Annotated in this window: 14 protein-coding genes, 20 tRNA genes and 2 rRNA genes; 2 read left to right on the forward strand and 34 right to left on the reverse strand. The window is 42.1% G+C overall.

Features of this window, described 5'->3' with window-relative positions:
• Positions 1-5 precede the first annotated feature (5 nt).
• The 11 genes from EC328_RS06785 to EC328_RS06835 all read right to left on the reverse strand — a co-directional run bounded on the left by EC328_RS06785 (position 6) and on the right by EC328_RS06835 (position 11,336).
• Positions 6-1,148 (reverse strand): GNAT family N-acetyltransferase, encoded by a 1,143-nt coding sequence (locus EC328_RS06785; RefSeq protein WP_206363826.1) that lies wholly within the window; start codon positions 1,146-1,148, stop codon positions 6-8.
• A 19-nt stretch (positions 1,149-1,167) separates the two neighbouring features.
• On the reverse strand, positions 1,168-2,160 hold the full coding sequence (locus EC328_RS06790; RefSeq protein ID WP_128426092.1) for a lipoate--protein ligase: 993 nt from the start codon (positions 2,158-2,160) through the stop codon (positions 1,168-1,170).
• 9 nt (positions 2,161-2,169) lie between these two features.
• The gene (locus tag EC328_RS06795; RefSeq protein ID WP_128426093.1) at positions 2,170-3,798 is read right to left on the reverse strand and encodes an MBL fold metallo-hydrolase RNA specificity domain-containing protein; all 1,629 of its coding nucleotides are present in this window, start codon (positions 3,796-3,798) and stop codon (positions 2,170-2,172) included.
• A 103-nt stretch (positions 3,799-3,901) separates the two neighbouring features.
• Positions 3,902-4,942 carry an ABC transporter substrate-binding protein gene (locus EC328_RS06800; RefSeq protein ID WP_128426094.1) on the reverse strand — a complete coding sequence of 347 codons (1,041 nt, stop codon included), beginning with the start codon at positions 4,940-4,942 and terminating at the stop codon, positions 3,902-3,904.
• 4 nt (positions 4,943-4,946) lie between these two features.
• Positions 4,947-5,738 (reverse strand): ABC transporter permease, encoded by a 792-nt coding sequence (locus EC328_RS06805; protein ID WP_128426095.1) that lies wholly within the window; start codon positions 5,736-5,738, stop codon positions 4,947-4,949.
• Complete coding sequence (locus EC328_RS06810) at positions 5,732-6,574, reverse strand: ABC transporter permease (RefSeq protein ID WP_128426096.1); 843 nt, start codon at positions 6,572-6,574, stop codon at positions 5,732-5,734. The genes EC328_RS06805 and EC328_RS06810 overlap by 7 nt, the downstream gene beginning before the upstream one ends.
• Positions 6,564-7,619: a spermidine/putrescine ABC transporter ATP-binding protein gene (potA, locus tag EC328_RS06815; protein WP_128426097.1), complete on the reverse strand. Its 1,056-nt coding sequence runs from the start codon at positions 7,617-7,619 to the stop codon at positions 6,564-6,566. Before potA ends, EC328_RS06810 begins: the two co-directional genes overlap by 11 nt.
• A 15-nt stretch (positions 7,620-7,634) precedes the next feature.
• Positions 7,635-8,174 carry a helix-turn-helix domain-containing protein gene (locus EC328_RS06820; protein ID WP_128426098.1) on the reverse strand — a complete coding sequence of 180 codons (540 nt, stop codon included), beginning with the start codon at positions 8,172-8,174 and terminating at the stop codon, positions 7,635-7,637.
• A 225-nt stretch (positions 8,175-8,399) separates the two neighbouring features.
• Positions 8,400-9,569, reverse strand: a complete 1,170-nt coding sequence (gene thiI, locus EC328_RS06825) for a tRNA uracil 4-sulfurtransferase ThiI (RefSeq protein WP_128426099.1) — start codon at positions 9,567-9,569, stop codon at positions 8,400-8,402.
• A gap of 4 nt (positions 9,570-9,573) precedes the next feature.
• A complete protein-coding gene (locus EC328_RS06830) occupies positions 9,574-10,728 on the reverse strand; it encodes a cysteine desulfurase family protein (protein WP_128426100.1) in 1,155 nt (384 codons plus the stop codon).
• Positions 10,729-10,739: 11 nt separating this feature from the next.
• Positions 10,740-11,336 (reverse strand): lactate utilization protein, encoded by a 597-nt coding sequence (locus EC328_RS06835; RefSeq protein ID WP_128426101.1) that lies wholly within the window; start codon positions 11,334-11,336, stop codon positions 10,740-10,742.
• Positions 11,337-11,670: 334 nt separating this feature from the next.
• Between EC328_RS06835 and EC328_RS06840 the strand changes: the two genes are divergently transcribed.
• Positions 11,671-12,654: an asparaginase gene (locus tag EC328_RS06840; protein WP_128426102.1), complete on the forward strand. Its 984-nt coding sequence runs from the start codon at positions 11,671-11,673 to the stop codon at positions 12,652-12,654.
• Positions 12,655-12,720: 66 nt separating this feature from the next.
• Here EC328_RS06840 and EC328_RS06845 read toward each other — a convergent pair whose 3' ends face one another.
• A complete protein-coding gene (locus tag EC328_RS06845; RefSeq protein WP_128426103.1) occupies positions 12,721-13,500 on the reverse strand; it encodes an IclR family transcriptional regulator in 780 nt (259 codons plus the stop codon).
• Between the two features lie 98 nt (positions 13,501-13,598).
• Here EC328_RS06845 and EC328_RS06850 point away from each other — a divergent pair, with 98 nt between their 5' ends.
• Positions 13,599-14,576 carry a ribonuclease H-like domain-containing protein gene (locus EC328_RS06850; protein ID WP_128426104.1) on the forward strand — a complete coding sequence of 326 codons (978 nt, stop codon included), beginning with the start codon at positions 13,599-13,601 and terminating at the stop codon, positions 14,574-14,576.
• A gap of 36 nt (positions 14,577-14,612) precedes the next feature.
• Here the strand turns inward: EC328_RS06850 and EC328_RS06855 are convergent.
• From EC328_RS06855 to EC328_RS06960, 22 genes are all read right to left on the reverse strand, one after another.
• A tRNA-Ile gene (locus EC328_RS06855) sits at positions 14,613-14,689 on the reverse strand.
• A gap of 24 nt (positions 14,690-14,713) precedes the next feature.
• Positions 14,714-14,790: transfer RNA gene (locus tag EC328_RS06860), tRNA-Ile, on the reverse strand.
• Between the two features lie 13 nt (positions 14,791-14,803).
• Positions 14,804-14,877: transfer RNA gene (locus EC328_RS06865), tRNA-Trp, on the reverse strand.
• A gap of 80 nt (positions 14,878-14,957) precedes the next feature.
• Positions 14,958-15,033: transfer RNA gene (locus tag EC328_RS06870), tRNA-Phe, on the reverse strand.
• 21 nt (positions 15,034-15,054) lie between these two features.
• Positions 15,055-15,131, reverse strand: a tRNA-Ile gene (locus EC328_RS06875).
• A gap of 8 nt (positions 15,132-15,139) precedes the next feature.
• Positions 15,140-15,231, reverse strand: a tRNA-Ser gene (locus EC328_RS06880).
• A gap of 3 nt (positions 15,232-15,234) precedes the next feature.
• Positions 15,235-15,325: transfer RNA gene (locus tag EC328_RS06885), tRNA-Ser, on the reverse strand.
• Positions 15,326-15,328: 3 nt separating this feature from the next.
• Positions 15,329-15,404 (reverse strand) — tRNA-Lys (locus EC328_RS06890).
• A 58-nt stretch (positions 15,405-15,462) separates the two neighbouring features.
• Positions 15,463-15,539 (reverse strand) — tRNA-Gln (locus EC328_RS06895).
• Between the two features lie 6 nt (positions 15,540-15,545).
• Positions 15,546-15,622 (reverse strand) — tRNA-Arg (locus EC328_RS06900).
• A 25-nt stretch (positions 15,623-15,647) separates the two neighbouring features.
• A tRNA-Gly gene (locus EC328_RS06905) sits at positions 15,648-15,721 on the reverse strand.
• Between the two features lie 18 nt (positions 15,722-15,739).
• Positions 15,740-15,824 (reverse strand) — tRNA-Tyr (locus EC328_RS06910).
• A gap of 66 nt (positions 15,825-15,890) precedes the next feature.
• A tRNA-Thr gene (locus EC328_RS06915) sits at positions 15,891-15,966 on the reverse strand.
• 110 nt (positions 15,967-16,076) lie between these two features.
• A tRNA-Asp gene (locus tag EC328_RS06920) sits at positions 16,077-16,153 on the reverse strand.
• Positions 16,154-16,280: 127 nt separating this feature from the next.
• Positions 16,281-16,356 (reverse strand) — tRNA-Val (locus EC328_RS06925).
• A 5-nt stretch (positions 16,357-16,361) separates the two neighbouring features.
• Positions 16,362-16,436, reverse strand: a tRNA-Glu gene (locus EC328_RS06930).
• A gap of 19 nt (positions 16,437-16,455) precedes the next feature.
• Positions 16,456-16,532, reverse strand: a tRNA-Met gene (locus EC328_RS06935).
• Positions 16,533-16,595: 63 nt separating this feature from the next.
• Positions 16,596-16,672: transfer RNA gene (locus tag EC328_RS06940), tRNA-Met, on the reverse strand.
• Between the two features lie 33 nt (positions 16,673-16,705).
• A tRNA-Leu gene (locus EC328_RS06945) sits at positions 16,706-16,793 on the reverse strand.
• Between the two features lie 6 nt (positions 16,794-16,799).
• Positions 16,800-16,874 (reverse strand) — tRNA-Asn (locus EC328_RS06950).
• Between the two features lie 92 nt (positions 16,875-16,966).
• A 5S ribosomal RNA gene (gene rrf, locus EC328_RS06955) occupies positions 16,967-17,083 on the reverse strand.
• A gap of 141 nt (positions 17,084-17,224) precedes the next feature.
• Positions 17,225-20,162: ribosomal RNA gene (locus EC328_RS06960) — 23S ribosomal RNA — on the reverse strand.
• Positions 20,163-20,184 lie beyond the last annotated feature (22 nt).

The raw sequence follows: 20,184 nt of genomic DNA on the forward strand, positions 1-20,184 counted from the left end.
CCCCATTATTTATTGATTTTTTTCGTATATATCCTGTAGGTTTTGTAAATCTTACCGCCGTATTTTTCGATGTCCAGCTTCATTGGTTCATTGTAATCCCAGATCGTAGAGCCCTCAACATGGGTATATCCCTTTTCGACAGCGGATCTAAAAATATGGTAATAGATTGCTGATGAAACACCCTTATTCCTATACTCCGGAACCACGAACAAAACAAAAAACCTCAAGCCCTTGATCCTCCTTCGGTAGTATAGAAACTTAAATATTCCAAGGGGAAACAGGCTTCCATTCATTTTGGACAAAACCTCATTGTAGTCAGGAAGAGCAATGTTGAAGCCTATGGGCTCTCCTTTAAGATTTCTTGCGATGTATATCAGGTCAGGATCTGCATAGGGTACCAGCTGCTTAGCAATTAGCTGGATTTCTTCATCATTAGGAGGAATAAAATCGAGCCACTCCTTGGGCATGGCCTTATCAATTATCTCCTTTACATCCTTCATCTCCAACTGAATTTCCTTCAACCGGATTTTATCAACAGTAAAATGATTTTTCTCCATCGCATAAGGCACAAGCTTTTCGTACCTTTTAATATTCCCATTTTTGCTGTCGCTTATATAGGCAAATACATCGTGATACTTCTCGAATCCGTAGTTCTCAAACATCCTTGGATAATAGCTTTTATTGTAGGTGTTCATGATCATTGTGGGGTCCTTGAAATTGTCCAGAAGAAATCCTCGATTGTCATCACCACCCGGGAGTGAGAATGGGCCTTTCATGTGGTCCATTCCCTTACCCTTCAGCCATTCTTCTGCAAAATCAAGTAATTTAGTTGAAACCATCTCATCATCGATCGATTCAAATAATGATAAATAACCGGACTTCAGCCCTTTATCATGATTCAACTCCTCATTGATACCTACCAGAAGTCTGCCTACTACCTCGCCATTTTTCAATGCCAGTAATTTAGTACTTGGCCCTGCCTGATTTAAATAATTACCTGCTCCAGCAACATATTTTAACTGGTCTGATCTTAACGGAGGTACCCACCCCGGATCACCCTTGTAAAGCCTGAATTGAAGGTCCACAAACTGCTTCAAGTCGCTCTTGGTTTCAACATTCTTAATTATTACTTCATCCCCGATGTCCAATTTTTCATCTCCCGGAATATTATTCGATTAAAAGCTCAATAAAATCATTGTTATCTATTGCACCGAAGAAGTCCTGCAAGGCAATGCTTCCAAATAATTCCTCCAAACTTTCCCTTTCATATTTGGTTCCCTTTAGAACACTTTCCAGCTCGGCTACGTCCCTGGTTCCGAAAAAATCGCCGAAGATCCTTATATTATTGATAACACCAGACTTGACCTGTATCCTTGCCTCAACTCCGCCAACCGGGAACTTTCTGTAGTTCTTAACCCCGAAGTCAGGTGATTCCCCATAATTCCATTCCCAGGTGGTATACTTTTCCTTATAAAGAGCGTCAATACTTTGAAGCTGTTCAGCCGATAGGAAATATTCCTTCTTTTCCTCTCCGGCATACTCAAATATATAATCCAGCAGCATCTCCTTAAACTTTATTATGTCTACATCGTGCTTCATGTATGGCTTTATGTTGGTAACTCTCGACCTGACAGACTTCACGCCCTTGGATTCATATTTATCAGCCCTTACATTTAAGGCCTTTGAAAGTACCGTCAAATCAGTATCATATAATATCGTTCCGTGATTGAGAATTCTGCCCTTCCATACTGACTGAGCGATGCCTGAAACCTTCTTATCATCGACAGTCAAGTCGTTTCTACCCGACAACTTGGCTTCGATACCAAATCGCTCAAGCGACTTTAATATAGGTATGTTTATTTGTCCGAAATCTATTCGTTCTTTACCGTCAGACTTTGTAAAGATCGAAAAGTTAAGATTACCAAGGTCATGATATACAGCTCCTCCTCCGGTTATTCTGCGGACTACCTTTATTTCATTCTCTCTTACATACTCCTGGTTGATTTCCTCTATAGTGTTCTGATTTTTACCCACTATTATTGCTGGACCGTTTATCCAGAGAAAGACATAGTCTTCTCCCTCAGGGAGATTTTTGAAGCAAAACTCTTCAAATGCCAGGTTGTAATGTGGATCATTAGAAAGATTAGTTATATATTTCATTTCAGCCTCCTATTTCCCTATCATCATATTTAAATCCATTAATTGTCCCTGAAGCTCAAGTAATTTATTTTTTAGTAGATCAAAATCCTTCTCAAGAAGTTTTTCGTCAAATAATCCATTCGATCTGCTGATCAGCGCATTGAACTGATTATAAACACTTTCAAGCTCCTTAGATATTTGCTCCTTAAGTATCTCCGGCTCCAGGGTGATCCCCTTTTCTACCTCTATAGCATCGATTGCCACGCTATATGTGTTCCCAAGCTTAGGAATTATGCAATTGATGCCATATGCTTTCTCTATTTCTTTGGCAAATATTTGGGAAACCTCTTTTTCACCATGAACAAGGAATATCTTTCTCGGTTTTTTCTTAAACTCTCCCAACCATTTCAGAAGAAATGGTTGATCTGCATGACCGGAAAATCCCTCCAGATTATGGATCTGAAGCGCAACGTTTAATTCTTCACCCAGTATCTTGACTCTCTTAACCCCATCAAGCAATATCCTTCCAAGAGTCCCTTCAGCCTGATACCCAACAAATATCAGAGAATTCTTCGGATCCCATATATTATGCTTTAGGTGGTGCCTTATTCGTCCCGCATTAGCCATCCCACTTGCTGAGATTATTACCTTTGGATACGAAGATTTGTTCAGCGCCATGGACTCCTCCTGGCTCCTCACATAATGAAGATTGTCGAAGGAAAATGGGTTATCACCGCTCAATATAAGCTCTTGCGTCTCTTTATTGAAACTTCCTGAATTTTTTTGGAATATCTCTGTAGCATTTACAGCCATAGGACTGTCAATGTAAATTGGAACTCTCATGTGTTGTTCGATATCGCCATATTCATAATAATGGTTTAATTCGTATATCAGCTCCTGGGTCCTGCCAACAGCGAATGATGGAATTAAGACTGTGCCTCCCCTTTCAGCAGTTTCGTCGATGATCCTGATCATTTTCTCAGTGCTTTCCTTAAATGGTGGATGGATCGTGTCGCCGTATGTTGATTCCATAATCAGATAGTCAGCATCCTCAATAAATTCCGGTGTATTGATAATAGGCCTGCCAGGCATTCCTATGTCTCCCGAGAATACCAGCTTTGTTGAAACACCTTTATCATTAATCCATAACTCGAGAATAGATGACCCGAGAATATGCCCTGCATCTCTAAACCTTAAGGAGATTTCTCCATTTATATCCACTTTTTGTTCATAAAGGTATGTTTCAAAGTACTTGAGGCTTTGTTCAGCATCTTCACTTGTATACAATGGCTCGATCATAGGCAGACCAGCTCTTTGTCTTTTCCGGTTGTCCCATTCAGCATCTGATTCCTGAATTTTAGCGCTGTCCAGTAGCATTATGGTACAAAGATCATATGTTGCCTTAGTTGATATTATTCTGCCTCTGAAGCCTTCCTTGACAAGCTTGGGAATCCTGCCACTGTGATCGATATGTGCATGAGTTAAAATCAAGATATCCACTTCAGCAGGATTAAAAGGAAACTCTCGGAAATTCATCTTCTCTTTTTCCTGGTTCCCTTGAAACATTCCACAGTCTATCAGAATATTATGGTTCTCAGTTGTAAGCATGTAATTAGAACCTGTTACCATTTCAGTTGCTCCAAAAAAACTAAGATTCACGCGATCCCCTCCTGTTTTGTCAGGTATAACAGACTATCTATGTATTATTATAGCACTAATCAAAAAGAGATGGCTACCTTATAATTAGGCAGCCACACTAATTTTATTGTGCACTTGTTATTTCTGTCCATATACGGTCATATTCGAACAGGATATCCTGAGGATCCTTGAAAATTTCTGTGTTTTCCAGCAGCTCATCTGCAGGATAAGCTACGGGACTATTCTGAATTTCTTCCGGAAGCATTTCTACGGCTGCAGGAATCGGTGATGAATAGCCTATATACTCCGCATTGATTGCAGCTATGTCCGGTCTTGTCATGAAATTGATAAATTTCTCGGCATCCGATTGATTTTTTGCATTCTTTGGGATCACCATAGCATCAAACCACAGATTGGTTCCCTCTGATGGCAAAACATACTCCAGGTCTTCATTTTCCTGCATCATTGCCACAGCATCTCCGGACCATACCACAGCTATAGCTGCCTCTCCGCCTGTCATTACACCCTTGACTTCATCTCCAAGGTAAGCGTAAACCAAAGGTTTCTGAGCGATCAACTCATCTCTGGCTTCCTCAAGCTCTTTGATCTCTCTTGTATTCATTGAATAGCCCAGCTTCTTAAGTGCAACTGCCAGGGTATCCCTCTGACTATTAAGCATTATGATCTGGCCAGAAAATTCTTCATCCCACAGATCTGCCCAACTGGTCAATGGCCTCGAAACCATTGACTTGTTGTAGATTATGCCTACGGTGCCCCACATGTATGGGACTGAATACTCATTGGTAGGATCATAGTCAAGCCCCATGAATTTTTCGTCTACATTGCTCAGCTGATCTATATTGTCCATATTGATTTTAGCCAGTAAATCTTCTTTTATCATTCTCTCTATCATGTAATCAGAAGGTATTATAACATCATAACTGCTGCCACCCTGCTTTAGCTTGATATAAAGGTCCTCGTTTGTAGCGTATGTGTCATATACTACCTTAACTCCATATTCCTCTTCAAACATCCTCAATACCTCTGGTTCTATATAGTCTCCCCAGTTGTAGACGTTTATTGAGGGTTTGCTGCTCCCACATCCTGATGCGAGCACTGAGATGACCAAAGTCAGTATCAAGATAAATCCTATTCTTCTCTTCATTTGACTACCTTCTTTCTACTAAAGATTTTTCCTGCTTTTCTGTTCGATAATTTATAATCAGAAGCAATGATACCATTATGATAAACATAAGAGTTGAAAGTGCGTTTATAATTGGATTGATACCTCTTCTGGCCATGGAAAAAATTGTTATGCTCAGATTCGATATCCCATGCCCTGTAGTGAAAAAGCTTATAACAAAGTCATCGATAGACAATGTAAAAGCCAGGAGGGCTCCTGTTATTATCCCGGGCATGATCTCAGGTAGCACTACTTTTCTTAATGCATACAAAGGAGTTGCTCCAAGGTCCATAGCTGCCTCAGCAAGGTGTCTGTTCATCTGCTTAAGCTTTGGCAGGATTGATAGTATAACATAAGGAAGGCAGAATGTAACATGTGCCAAAAGCATCGTTAAAACACCAAACTCCAGCTTTACAAACCTGAAAAGCGTCATCAATGCGACAGCTGTCACAATATCCGGATTCAGGACAGGCAGATAATTTAGGTTCAAAACTAATTTTTTCCCAAATCCGTTCATACCGAAGATCCCTATTGCAGCAAAGGTTCCAATTATGGTTGAGATCAGAGATGATGTTATGGCTATAAAAATTGTATAATATAGTGCTCTAAGAACCTCCCTGTCCTTAAATAATTCAAAATACCATCTTAGAGTGAAACCACTCCATACTCCCCTGGATTTGGAGTCATTAAAGGAAAAAACTATCAACACTATTATAGGAGCGTAGAGAAATAAAAAAATCATGAATGTATAAAGCCTTTTGATACTCTTTTCTACCATAAGCCTCCACCTCCTTCGCCTTCCTTCTCTTTGTCGAATTTTGATGTCAATGCCATTGCAAGAAAAATAAATACCATCAGTATTATTGACATTGATGATCCAAAGTGCCAGTCTCCCGTATACCTGAACTGTTGTTCAATAAGGTTACCGATAAGTGTTGATTTATTACCACCCAGAAGGCTTGATATGACAAAGGTGCTTACAGCAGGGATAAATACCATGGTTATACCTGTTATTACGCCTGGAAGGCTTAATGGGAAAATAACCTTAAGAAATGTTCGTCGCCTGTCGGCACCGAGGTCTTCAGCAGCCTCTATCAAATTTCTATCCATTTTTGACATTACAGAAAAAATGGGAAGCACCATAAATGGAAGAAAATTGTAAACCATACCAAGAAGAACGGCTGTGTCATTATATAACAGATCCAGTCCCTGAAAACCCAGCTTCCCTGCAATATAGTTTATTATCCCGTTTTTACCAAGCAAGGTAAGCCATGCATATGTCCTCAACAAAAAGTTCATCCACATTGGAATGACCAGCATCAACACCATAACATTTCTTGTCTTTGCTTTTTCCTTGCTGATTATGAATGCTATGGGATACCCCAGAACCAGACATATTGCAGTAGATAATACAGCAAGCCAAACTGACCGGTAAAAGACATTAAGATATATCGGTGTAAGAAATCTCTTGTAGTTATCCAAGCTGAAAGTAAATTCCGACAACGTCTGACTGTCGCCTGTTGTGAAGGCAAAATATAATACGAGAAACAAAGGTACTACTATAAATATCCCAAGCCATATGAAATAAGGGAAGGCAGTGTTTCTAATTTTCATCATACACACTCCTCTTCATTATATGAATATTCTCAGGGATTACCCTCATACCAATTTCTGTATCAATTCCCTTCATTACTGTGGAATGTATTGTCCAGGTAAAGCTGCCGTTTTGTACTTCCATCTCGTAATGAACACCCTTGAATGTAACACTAATAACCCTCCCGGTGATCTGCCCCTCCTCTAAAGGTACTATGTCAAGATCTTCAGGTCTTATTACTATATCAACAGGCTCATTGTTTTCAAAGCCTCTATCGACGCAAGAAAATATTTTACCAGCAAATTCTACTTTATAGTCCTCAAGCATGGTGCCTTCAATTATATTGCTTTCCCCGATGAATTTTGCTACGAATCGATTCCTGGGTTCATTATAAATATCGGTTGGTGTCCCTATCTGTTGTATCCTGCCCTTGTCCATAACTACTATGGTGTCAGACATGGTAAGTGCTTCCTCCTGGTCATGTGTAACATAGACAAATGTAATTCCGACGCTTTTTTGAATCTTCTTTAGCTCCATCTGCATTTCTTTTCTCAGCTTTAGATCCAAGGCTCCCAGCGGTTCATCCAGGAGCAAGACTTTTGGTTCATTTACAAGTGCCCTTGCTATTGCTATTCTTTGCTGCTGACCTCCGCTTAAAGATTCTATGTCTCTCTTTTCATAGCCTGAAAGGTTTACTAACCTTAGCATCTCAGCGACTCTAAGAGCTATGTCATCTTTAGGCGTTTTTTTAATCCTAAGACCAAAAGCGATGTTCTCGAATACATTTAGATGAGGGAAGAGAGCGTACTTCTGGAATACAGTATTGATCTGTCTAAGGTATGGAGGTTGCTTTGTTATATCCTCGCCTTCAAATATCACTTTCCCGGAAGTGGGGGCCTCAAAGCCACCGATAATCCTTAAAGTAGTAGTCTTTCCGCACCCGCTGGGTCCAAGCAGCGTAAGGAATTCATTTTGGCGAATATATAGATTCATATTCTCAAGAACAGTTGAGTCTCCAAAATCCTTTGAGATATCGATCAAATCTATTGCATGAAATTTCGTCATTATATCACTTCCTTACTAAAAATTAGGAGGTGTGCTCACCCATATAAATGTTGCTTCAGTTTTCCCTGCGTTTGATATTGAATGGTCACTATTAGTCCTGTAATAGAAGCTTTCGCCCTTTTTTACCTTGTGTTTTTCAGCACCCAGATTTACGTAGATATTCCCTTGGAGCACATATCCAAACTCCTCACCTTCATGAGGGTAGTCCTCCTTTGTTTTTCCTCCTGACTGCAGACTTATGAGGATAGGCTCCATTAAATTTTTCTGAGCATTCGGTATTATCCATCTTAAGGTGTACTTTAACTCCTCATTTATAGTTTCAAAGGCATCTTCTTTGCGAAATACTATTTTTTCCTCCGTAGCTTCATTGAAGAAATCTTTTAGGTTCGTCCCAAGGCCTTCCAATATATCCATAAGAGTTGCGATTGAAGGAGATGTGAGGTCTCTTTCAAGCTGTGATATAAAACCCTTTGTAAGCTCACACCTGTCTGCCAGTTCCTCTTGCGTAAGATTTTTCTTTACCCGAAGTGCCTTTATTTTTTCTCCGATATTCATAACACACCCCCCTGAAAATCATATATTACTAAACAAATTGTTTATAGTCACTAAACACTCACCATTTGATTATAGTTTAGGCAAGTGTCAGTGTCAATAAAAATAATCGCTGAAACAGTTTGCTCTATGTGAAAAACCAAATTATGGCTTCATTTAACTAAACTTGAAGTTTACCAATGTACTACAAAAAATCAGAACCTTTCGGTTCTGATTTTTTAACAAATTTTATTCTATGTTTACTATCTTCAGGTTAGATAATGCATCCTCTATCAATCCATCGATATCCAAATTACTCTCAGAATTCAATATATCAATAAGCTTTGGTTTCGTCACAGGATGCTTTGGAAGAAAAACTGAGCAGCAATCCTCAAATGGCTGTATAGAGGTTTCATATGTTTCTATATCCTTGGACCACTTGATTATGTCGACTTTATCCATTCCTATCAAGGGTCTTAGGATTGGAATTTCCACAGACCTGTTGATCACATCTACGCTTTGGATAGTTTGACTGGCTACCTGTCCTAAATTCTCCCCAGTAATCAATGCATCATAGCCTCTGGGAGCTGCAAGCTTCTCAGCTATCCTCATCATAAATCTTCTCGATATTATGGTCATTTCATCCTCAGGACAGCTTCTCCCGATTTCCTTCTGTATATTCAGAAGATTGACGCTGAAAATTTTTAATGGTCCCGTATATCTTGCCATTATCCTTGCAAGATCATATATCTTTTCCTCAGCCCTTTCTGAGGTGAAAGGATAGGAGTGGAAATGGATACAGTCAATATCTACTCCTCTTTTTGCCATTAAGAATCCTGCTACAGGACTGTCGATCCCCCCTGATAAAAGGAGCAGGCCTCTCCCATTTGTCCCTACCGGCAGACCTCCAAAGGCCTTATCGCGCTTAGTATAAACATATCCTTTCTCCTTAACATCAACTTTCACAAGTATTTGAGGTGCGTGGACATCCACCCTAAGATTTCCTGAGTTCTTCAGAATATAACCACCTATATCTCTCGATATATCAGGCGACTTGAGAGGATATCTTTTATCTGACCTGGTTACATCCACCTTAAAAGTAAATGCTTTGTCCACCTGATCAGTGAATTCTTTGACTGCCAATAACGCAGCTTGTCTCATGTCCTCCATGTCTGTTGTAGTTCTGATACATGGGCTGATGTAAACAAGTCCAAATACCTTCTTAAGTCTATTGGTTGCTATTTCTTCGTAGCCTTCAAGTCCTTCGATATAAATTTTCCCCTGCTCTTTGTAAATGGATATATCGACGAGGCCCTCCAAGGCACGCCTGATATTCTTAATCAGCTTGTCCTCAAAATACTTTCTGTTCAAACCCTTGAGAACAACCTCTCCCAGGCTGACACTTAAAACCCTGTCCAACTGATCATCTCCTCATTATACTTCTGATTTCAACTGCTGCATTTGTTATCTCTCTGGCCGCGATGCGAATGTCATCCTCAGTGTTTTCATGAGAAAAGCTTATTCTCAGTGTTCCCTCAATACATTTATCATCCAGGCCAATTGCTTCAAGAACATGGCTTTTACTCTTACCTTTTGAGGAACACGCGGAAGTGGTTGACACGTAAATATCCTTATCCTCCAGGCTATGAACCATTATTTCTCCCCGGGTCCACGGGATTGAAACATTCAATATATATGGAGAAAATAATGGATTTACAGGTGAATTGATCTTTATTTCCGGAATGCCTTCAATTAGAAGCTCTATCATCAATGATTTTAGATTATTGACATGGGCAAACTCTCGAGCACTGTCTTTAGAAACAAATGACAAGGCTGTGGAAAGTCCCACAATGCCCGGGACATTTTCAGTTCCTGATCGTAAGCCTCTTTCCTGATTTCCACCGAAAAGCAAGGGAGGTAGGTTAACCTTAGAGTTCAGATACAGTCCCCCTATACCCTTTGGTCCATGAAGTTTGTGACCACTGAATGCATAGCTGTCAACGCCCCATGCTTTTAAAGACAATGGCAGCTTCGCAAATGATTGCACTCCATCAAGATGAAAATGAGGCTTTGATTTTTCAGTGCTTAGTGCTTTCCCAATTTCCTCAATATCCTGGATGATGCCTACCTCGTTATTGACATGTATCACTGTAACAAGTATAGTATCATCTCTCAGTGACTCCTTCAATTCGCCGATGTCTATCTTTCCAAGATGATCATTTCTGAGCCATGTTATTTCGAATCCTTTTTTTTCCAGGTACTTTAGTGTGTTCATAACAGCTGGGTGTTCTATTGATGTGGTTACAATATGTTTCCCCTTGCTGGATTTAATACTTGCTATTCCCTGGACCACAATATTGTTGCTCTCAGTACCGCCGGATGTAAAGTATATTTCACTTTCTTGAACCTTCAGAAAATCGGCAGTACGATTTCTCGCTTCCTTCACAAGCTTTTCTGCTCTTAGGCCGAGTCTGTGAAGTGAGGATGGGTTACCAAACTCCTCGGCCATTGTCCTTTCTACTGCAGCAACGACTTCAGGTCTGGGACGGGTAGTTGCACAATTATCAAGATAAATCAATGTCTCACCTCTTAATAACCCAAGTCTTCATTGACCAGATAAATAACTATCTTCCCAACGCCACCAGGCTTTTTATTGATAACAGTTTCAACATTGCAAATTCTTTGAGGAGAATCGCAGTCGCTGCATACACCAGTGTAAACGCATGGCGTTGTAAGGTTAAGCCTTTTTGCATTCATAGGTGCCGCAGTGTGTTCTATTCTATAAATAGCATCCCCGTAATTTCTCACTATTTTGTTTTTACCCGCTACTATATATACTCTCTCATGGCCATAGAACATAGATGAAACCCTATTTCCAGTTCCGTCTTTGTTAACCAGCTTTCCATCCTCAGTAACTGCATTCGTGCTTGTTATGTAAACCTTCGAGCTGGCTGCATCTCTTAGTGCAGCACCCTTATCCTCGGCTTTCCAGTGCCAATATACAGTGTTCCCTCTTTCAGATAAATGATCATATATCTTCATATCCTGAAGAGTAATGGAACCTCCCAACCCAACGGGCTCATCAACTTTGATATCTTCCATCAATGCAGACACAGCCTCTTCTTTTGTATCAAAAACCCTCACATCAAAACCATTCTTTTGCAAAGCTCTGACAGCTTTATCCATGATATCGCTCCTTCCATTTACTTCACCTTATCATTATATCCAATATTTTCCCCATTTTAAACTGTTTTCTGGATTATTGATAATAAATATCAATATGCCGTTGCATCAATTCATCATATTTGCTATAATCTATATGAGGTTATCCCCCTGGTAACCTCAAGTAAGATCTCTATTCCCAATACCCCTTTTGAACGGTTTTGTTCCATCCTGTGTAAATGGGATGAAAGACTCCAAATGCGGAGTCTTCTTTTTTTATCTAATTCATGATACTATTTAATTGGGGACTTTATTCTATAGGCTTATCAAAATTGTAAATGGTAATGTGGAGGATATGATGAAGCACAAGCTCGCCATGATTTTTACAGGTGGAACAATAGCTATGAAGATAGATCCAGATCTCCATGCAGCTATACCAGCACTGAATGCGGATGAGATCCTTGGGATGATTAAAAATGTCAGAGACTTGACTGATCTGGAGATTATAAATTTCTCAAATCTGCCAAGTCCTCATATTACTCCAGATATAATGATGGAGCTCTATAAAAAAACCAAGGAGCTTTCCGAGAACGAATCTATAACAGGAATAATAATAACCCATGGTACTGATACTCTTGAAGAAACAGCTTATCTTCTTGACCTTCTACTTGATACGCCAAAGCCGGTTATAATTGTAGGAGCAATGAGAAATTTCTCAGAGCTCGGATATGACGGCTCAAGCAACCTTGCAGCAGCAATATGTACAGCTCTTTCTCCCAAGTCAAGGGACAAGGGTGTTCTGGTAGTTATGAATAATGAAGTGAACGCAGCAAGCCAGGTTACAAAGACAAATACCTTGTCCCTGGATACCTTCAAATCTCCGGAATTTGGGCCTCTTGGTATCGTAGATAATGATGAAGTTATTTATTACAGAAACATGCCCGACAGACAAAGGATACAAACAGATAAGATTGAGAAAAAAGTAGCTCTGATAAAAGCTGTACCGGGACTTGGTTCAGATATCTTCAGTTTTTATATCCAGTCTGGTTATAAGGGTATAGTGATTGAGGGTCTTGGCAGAGGTAATGTACCCCCACAGATGATAAGCGGGATAAAGCAAGCAATAATCGCTTCTATCCCTGTCGTTCTTGTATCGAGATGCAATACCGGGAGGGTCTTGTATACCTATGGGTATGAAGGTGGAGGTAAGCATTTAAGAGATATGGGGGTCATATTTGGAGGGAATCTTCCTGGACAAAAAGCTAGAATCAAACTAATGCTCTTACTTGGAATGACCAATGATATGGATAAAATCAGAGAGCTATTCGAGACTACAATCTGACATTTTTTCTCGAGAATACAACAACGCCTCAGACTAATAAAATAGCTGAGGCGGTAAAATTGTTAGCTATTTTTCGTTGTTCAGGAACGCAGATGCATCCTTTGACACCTGCAATATAATTTCAGTCCACTTGAGTTTATTTGCTTCAGTAAACCTGGTATGAGGTCCAGATATCGAAATGCATGCCAATACTTCACCGTTGGCTCCAAATACGGGAGCTGCCACACATGACACATCATCATCTCTTTCCTCTACGTCAAAACCATAGCCCTTTTCTCTTATCTCCTTCAATTCATTGAAAAGCTGCTTCTTTGTGGTAATAGTATTATCGGTGAATTTAGTCATTACATAGCCCTTGAGGATCTCGTCCCTTTTGATTTCATCCATATAAGCAAGAAATATCTTCCCGGATGCTGTGCAATGTAATGGTGCAGTAGCTCCTGTTTTTGTAAACATTTTTATTAGTTTGTCACTTTCCTCCTGCGCAATGTAAACAATTGATTTCCTATCCAGAACTGTAAGATTGGCCGTCTCTCCTGTTTCTTTCTTAAGCCTCACCAGGAATTGTCTCAGTGCTGTACCAAGATTGTTCTGGCTAAATGCCTTCATACCCAGCTGCCACAATTTCAGGCTAAGCTGATATTTTTTAGTCCTCTCGTTCTGCGTGATAAAGTTTGACTCTTTAAGGGTATTCAGCAAATGATAGGTTGCGCTAACCCCATAGCCTAAACCCTCGCTGATTTCAGTCGCACCCATTTCGTGCTCGCTTTCAGCAATATAATTTATTATCTCTATGGCTTTTATAACTGAACCTATGGTTTTCCTCTGTTTAGTCTCTATTTCCAAATTAGCTTCCTCCCGATTATATGATATAATTATTGTATACTATTTTTCCTATCAGTAAAAGCAATATTTGCATCCCAAAACATAAGGAGCTATGATTTATGAAAATACTTAAGATGCCCATCAGTCCTAATCCAGGAGAATATCCATTTATCGACCTTAAGAAGCTTTTGATCCTGGACATTGAAACCACAGGACTTTCAAGCAAATATAACTGGATATATCTTATAGGTCTTGCCTACTATGACACAGAAAGTAAGGAATGGTTTATAGAGCAGCTATTTGCTGAAAACTCTTCAGAAGAAAAAGATATACTTTTAGCCCTTCTACCTTATGTGAATGCAAGATCCCTTGTCGTCACCTATAACGGGGATGCCTTTGATATTCCTTTTATAAAGGCTAGAATGGATAAGAATCGTATCTCTATGCCTCCTATAGAATCTTTGGATCTCTTTAAGCTGCTTAAGAACAACAGTATCTTTTTCAACCTTCCAAATCTTAAGCTGAGAACAGTTGAAGAGAACTTAGGAATTTTTCGCAAGGATCAGTATACAGGTAAAGAATGTATTGATTTCTACAAAGAATTCACAGAAACCGGCTCTTCTTATTTAAGAGAAATCATATTAAGACATAACCATGATGATCTATGCTCTATGCCTGGTTTGCTAAGTCTGATACGGATCATTCATGATAGTAAAAAAGTAAGTATCTTGGACAATGACCATATAATAGATCTCCATATCGTTGAGCTTGGAATTACTGGAGAGATGTTGACCATAAATGGTAGCTATACCTCTGATTATAATATGCCTATACGCTTTTATGCACAAGGATGGTCAATCGACCTAAGAGATGACAATACTTTTACTATATCCTATGAGCTAATCTATGCAACAAATGAAAATGAGCTTGAGGTTGCTCTGATCGATATAAGCAATCTGGAATTCACTGAAGAATGCTTCTCAAATATGGATATGAGTATACCAAGCGGATATGTGATAGTATCATCTGGGAAAAATCTGAATATCGGCAATATCAAAACACTGATCAGAGAGCATCTATTATCTATATTGGTTTAAAACAGAAAAACTCATCATTCGATGAGTTTTTCTCTTTGGTGGGCCTTCAGGGACTCGAACCCCGGACCTACCGGTTATGAGCCGGGCGCTCTAACCGACTGAGCTAAAGGCCCATTTATCAAATTAATGACAAATGGTGGTGGACCTGGGTGGACTCGAACCACCGACCTCACGCTTATCAGGCGTGCGCTCTAACCGCCTGAGCTACAAGTCCTTGTTAAATAAAATGGCAGGGGCGGAAGGAATCGAACCCTCATCGACGGTTTTGGAGACCGCTGTTATACCGTTTAACTACGCCCCTGTATTAAAATAATTCACAAATCAATCCATCAAACTCATCATAAGATGTTTTGAAAAATTGCAGCTTGTGAATAGATGGGATGGTGCCCAGAGCCGGAATCGAACCAGCGACACGTGGATTTTCAGTCCACTGCTCTACCGACTGAGCTATCTGGGCAGGTAACTACAAATTTGTAGTTGGTGGGCCTTCAGGGACTCGAACCCCGGACCTACCGGTTATGAGCCGGGCGCTCTAACCGACTGAGCTAAAGGCCCCCATCTTATGGCGGAGAAGGAGGGATTTGAACCCTCGCGCCCCTTATCAGGACCTACTCCCTTAGCAGGGGAGCCTCTTCAGCCACTTGAGTACTTCTCCTTTTGGCGGAGAGGGTGGGATTCGAACCCACGTGGGCCGCAAAGCCCTAACGGTTTTCAAGACCGCCCCGTTATGACCGCTTCGGTACCTCTCCAAATGGTGATCCATCCGCGACTCGAACGCGGGACACCCTGATTAAAAGTCAGGTGCTCTACCGACTGAGCTAATGGATCATATTATATTATTGGTAAAAAAATATACTGCATGCAGTATAGGTTAACTAGTTAAAAATGGCTGGGGTGACAGGACTCGAACCTGTGGAATGCTAGAGTCAAAGTCTAGTGCCTTACCGACTTGGCTACACCCCAACACTATGGTGCACCTAGGAGGATTCGAACCCCCGGCACACGGATTAGAAGTCCGTTGCTCTATCCTACTGAGCTATAGGTGCATGTTTATAAACTTTTAGATTTTGGTGGAGCGGGTGAAGGGAATCGAACCCTCGCAACCAGCTTGGAAGGCTGGGGCTCTACCACTGAGCTACACCCGCATATTTATTAAGTTTATTTGGTGGAGGAGAGTGGATTTGAACCACTGAAAGCTTAGCTAACGGATTTACAGTCCGTCCCCTTTGGCCACTCGGGAACTCCTCCATATCTATTCCCTTGCTATGCATCAATCCTAAAGGACACCTAACGATTTCCTATGGAGTACTTCAATGGAGCTGGCGAGAGGAATTGAACCCCCAACCTACTGATTACAAGTCAGTTGCTCTGCCGATTGAGCTACGCCAGCTTAAGCAATTGACAATTACATAATTGACAGTTGACAATTAAATAATTATCCTTAAAATATTTGTTATGTTTCAATTGTCAATTGTCAATTGTACACTGTCAATTGAAAATTGGCGACCTGGAAGGGACTCGAACCCTCGACCTCCAGCGTGACAGGCTGGCATTCTAACCAACTGAACTACCAGGCCAATGATAGTTATAATTCACAATTCTAAATTCACAGTTCACAATTATTTCAGAATACCCTGTGATTTTGTGACAGAAGGTGATTTTTTAATTGTGCATTGTGCATTATAAATTGTTCATTGATGTAAGTGGTGGGCACAACAGGGCTCGAACCTGTGACCCCCTGCTTGTAAGGCAGGTGCTCTCCCAACTGAGCTATGCGCCCACTAATGGTGACCCTACCGGGACTCGAACCCGGGTTACCGCCGTGAAAGGGCGGTGTCTTAACCGCTTGACCATAGGGCCTATATTTTTAGTTAAAATGTGGTAGCGGCGAACGGATTTGAACCGCTGACACTGCGGGTATGAACCGCATGCTCTAGCCAACTGAGCTACGCCGCCAAGTTAAATATAATGGTTGCACCAACCTGGCACTCCGCAATTGATTTCCTACGGAGTAAATTATGGTTGCGGGAGCAGGATTTGAACCTACGACCTCCGGGTTATGAGCCCGACGAGCTACCAGACTGCTCCATCCCGCGTCAATTTTTTAACCCTTTTATGCCATAGAGTTATGGTGCCGAGGACCGGAATCGAACCGGTACGACTTTAAGGGTCGCAGGATTTTAAGTCCTGTGCGTCTGCCAGTTCCGCCACCCCGGCATACTCTGGCTCTCAGGGTGGGACTCGAACCCACAACCTACCGGTTAACAGCCGGTTGCTCCGCCATTGAGCTACCTAAGAATAGAGTCGGCTGCGTTTGCCAAATCATAGATTTGGACTGCGCGACATCTGACCTGCTAAAGCTTACTTCCGTTCGCTATGTTAGGTCATTAGTCTGGCAACTTCCTACTCTCCCAGGTCGTTTCCAACCAAGTACCATCGGCGTTAAGAGGCTTAACTTCTGTGTTCGGTATGGGTACAGGTGTCTCCCTCTTGCTATCGTCACCAGACGAAAACTAAATCTTTCTAAGAACAAACATTACTTCTTTCAATTCACAATTCTCAGTTCACAGTTCACAATTACTTGGGTCATTCTCTTGGGTCTTAGACCCTAAATCCTTACTTCCACAATTGTGCATTGTGCATTGGTTTAGGTCAAGTCCTCGACATATTAGTATCTCTTAGCTTCAAGCATTGCTGCTCTTTCACCTGAGACCTATCTACCAGGTCGTCTTCCTGGTGTCTTACTCACTTCCGTGATGGGAAATCTCATCTTGAGGGGGGCTTCGTGCTTAGATGCCTTCAGCACTTATCCCGTCCAAACTTAGCTACTCAGCCATGCCTTTGGCAAGACAACTGATTCACCATAGGTTTGTCCATCCCGGTCCTCTCGTACTAAGGACAGCTCCTCTCAAATTTCCTGCGCCCACGACGGATAGGGACCGAACTGTCTCACGACGTTCTGAACCCAGCTCGCGTGCCTCTTTAATGGGCGAACAGCCCAACCCTTGGGACCTACTTCAGCCCCAGGATGAGACGAGCCGACATCGAGGTGCCAAACACCCCCGTCGATGTGGACTCTTGGGGGGTATAAGCCTGTTATCCCCGGGGTAGCTTTTATCCGTTGAGCGATGGCCCTTCCACGCGGTACCACCGGATCACTAAGTCCAACTTTCGTTCCTGCTCCACTTGTTGGTGTCGCAGTCAAGCTTCCTTCTGCCTTTACACTCTTCGCACGATTTCCGACCGTGCTGAGGAAACCTTTGAGCGCCTCCGTTACTTTTTAGGAGGCGACCGCCCCAGTCAAACTGCCCAACTGACAGTGTCCCCACACCGGTTTCACGGTGCCAGGTTAGAATTTCAGCATCACAAGAGTGGTATCCCAAGGACGGCTCCACAAATACTGGCGCACTTGCTTCTATGCCTCCCACCTATCCTGTACATGCAATGCCAAAATCCAATGTCAGCCTGCAGTAAAGCTCCACGGGGTCTTTCCGTCCTGTCGCGGGTAACTCGCATCTTCACGAGTACTACAATTTCACCGGATCCTTTGTTGAGACAGTGCCCAAATCGTTACACCTTTCGTGCGGGTCGGAACTTACCCGACAAGGAATTTCGCTACCTTAGGACCGTTATAGTTACGGCCGCCGTTTACTGGGGCTTAAGTTCACACCTTCGAGTTTCCTCTAAGCATTCCCCTTAACCTTCCAGCACCGGGCAGGTGTCACCCCCTATACTTCGTCTTTCGACTTAGCAGAGAGTTGTGTTTTTGGTAAACAGTCGCTTGGGCCTTTTCACTGCGGCCATCCAAAGCTTATATATCGTATGATATCCACTCCAAATGGCACCCCTTCTCCCGAAGTTACGGGGCTATTTTGCCGAGTTCCTTAACAAAGGTTCTTCCGCTCGTCTTAGGATTCTCTCCTCACCTACCTGTGTCGGTTTGCGGTACGGGTGAAAATATTCTCGATAGTGGCTTTTCTTGGCAGTGTGGAGTCTGCAGCTTCTCTACTTGTTTTTCGATCCCCATCACACCTCAGGATCATTAAGAAAACGGATTTGCCTGTCTTCTCTCCCTACGTGCTTAGACGTGCTCTTCCAACCGCACGCTCTGCATATCCTCCTGCGTCCCCACTTCTCTGTTAACGAATACCTCCAGTACAGGAATCATAACCTGTTGTCCATCACCTACGCTTTTCAGCCTTGGCTTAGGTCCCGACTTACCCTGAGTGGACGAGCCTTCCTCAGGAAACCTTAGGTTTTCGACGGGTGAGATTCTCACTCACCTTTCGCTACTTATGCCAGCATTCTCTCTTGTGTAATGTCCAGCGCTCCTTTCGGTACACCTTCGTCCCTTACACAATGCTCCTCTACCGATGTATTTATACATCCCACAGCTTCGGTATCTGATTTTAGCCCCGGAAATCTTCGGCGCAAGGTCTCTCGACCAGTGAGCTATTACGCACTCTTTAAATGTATGGCTGCTTCTAAGCCAACATCCTGGTTGTCTGTGAAACCTCACATCCTTTACCACTTAATCAGTATTTTGGGACCTTAGCTGGTGATCTGGGCTCTTTCCCTTTTGACTATGAAGCTTATCCCCCACAGTCTGACTCCCAAGCTTATGAGTATGGCATTCGGAGTTTGATAGGTTTTGGTAACACTATGTGCCCCTAGACCATTCAGTGCTCTACCTCCATCTCATCCATTCTTGAGGCTAGCCCTAAAGCTATTTCGAGGAGAACCAGCTATCTCCGAGTTCGATTGGCTTTTCACCCCTATCCACAGGTCATCCCATAGCTTTTAAACGCTACCGGGTTCGAGCCTCCATTTTATTTTACTAAAACTTCACTCTGCCCATGGATAGGTCACCCGGTTTCGGGTCTATGACATGCAACTATATCCGCCCTGTTAAGACTCGGTTTCCCTACGGCTCCGTAACTTAATTACTTAACCTCGCTGCATATCATAACTCGCTGGCCCGTTCTACAAAAAGTACGCGGTCACACTTTTAACGTGCTTCCACTGCTTGTAAGCATAGGGTTTCAGGTTCTATTTCACTCCCCTCCCGGGGTTCTTTTCGCCTTTCCCTCACGGTACTGTTCACTATCGGTCACCAAGTAGTATTTAGCCTTGGGAGGTGGGCCTCCCTGCTTCCCACGGGATTTCTCGTGTCCCGTGGTACTCTGGAGCACAGCCTGTGAATCTTCCATTTCGTCTACAGGGCTATCACCTTGTTTCGCAAAGCTTCCCAGCTTTCTTCGACTATGGATCATTCATTCCTTTGCTGTGTCCTCAACCCCTGATAAATCAGGTTTGGGCTCTTTCCATTTCGCTCGCCGCTACTTTGAAAATCGATGTTTCTTTCTCTTCCTCAGGGTACTTAGATGTTTCAGTTCCCCTGGTCTACCTCTCATGACTTATTTTATTGGGTCATGAGTACTTGAGGGTTGCTCAAGTGGGTTCCCCCATTCGGATATCTACGGATCGACGTCTATTTGCGACTCCCCGTAGCATTTCGGTGCTTATCCCGTCCTTCTTCGGCTCTTGGTGCCAAGGCATTCGCCCTATGCTCTTAATAACTTGACCTATTTCATGTTTGTTCTTCTTC

The sequence above is a fragment of the Gudongella oleilytica genome, assembly GCF_004101785.1.
In the GTDB taxonomy this organism is placed as follows: domain Bacteria; phylum Bacillota; class Clostridia; order Tissierellales; family Tissierellaceae; genus Gudongella; species Gudongella oleilytica.

Coding starts and splice junctions, on each gene's coding strand:
- EC328_RS06835 (WP_128426101.1), bottom strand. CDS start 11,336: ATGGATAAAGCTGTCAGAGCTTTGCAAAAGAATGGTTTTGATGTGAGG.
- EC328_RS06840 (WP_128426102.1), top strand. CDS start 11,671: ATGAAGCACAAGCTCGCCATGATTTTTACAGGTGGAACAATAGCTATG.
- EC328_RS06790 (WP_128426092.1), bottom strand. CDS start 2,160: ATGAAATATATAACTAATCTTTCTAATGATCCACATTACAACCTGGCA.
- EC328_RS06805 (WP_128426095.1), bottom strand. CDS start 5,738: ATGGTAGAAAAGAGTATCAAAAGGCTTTATACATTCATGATTTTTTTA.
- potA (WP_128426097.1), bottom strand. CDS start 7,619: ATGACGAAATTTCATGCAATAGATTTGATCGATATCTCAAAGGATTTT.
- EC328_RS06820 (WP_128426098.1), bottom strand. CDS start 8,174: ATGAATATCGGAGAAAAAATAAAGGCACTTCGGGTAAAGAAAAATCTT.
- EC328_RS06810 (WP_128426096.1), bottom strand. CDS start 6,574: ATGAAAATTAGAAACACTGCCTTCCCTTATTTCATATGGCTTGGGATA.
- EC328_RS06800 (WP_128426094.1), bottom strand. CDS start 4,942: ATGAAGAGAAGAATAGGATTTATCTTGATACTGACTTTGGTCATCTCA.
- EC328_RS06850 (WP_128426104.1), top strand. CDS start 13,599: ATGAAAATACTTAAGATGCCCATCAGTCCTAATCCAGGAGAATATCCA.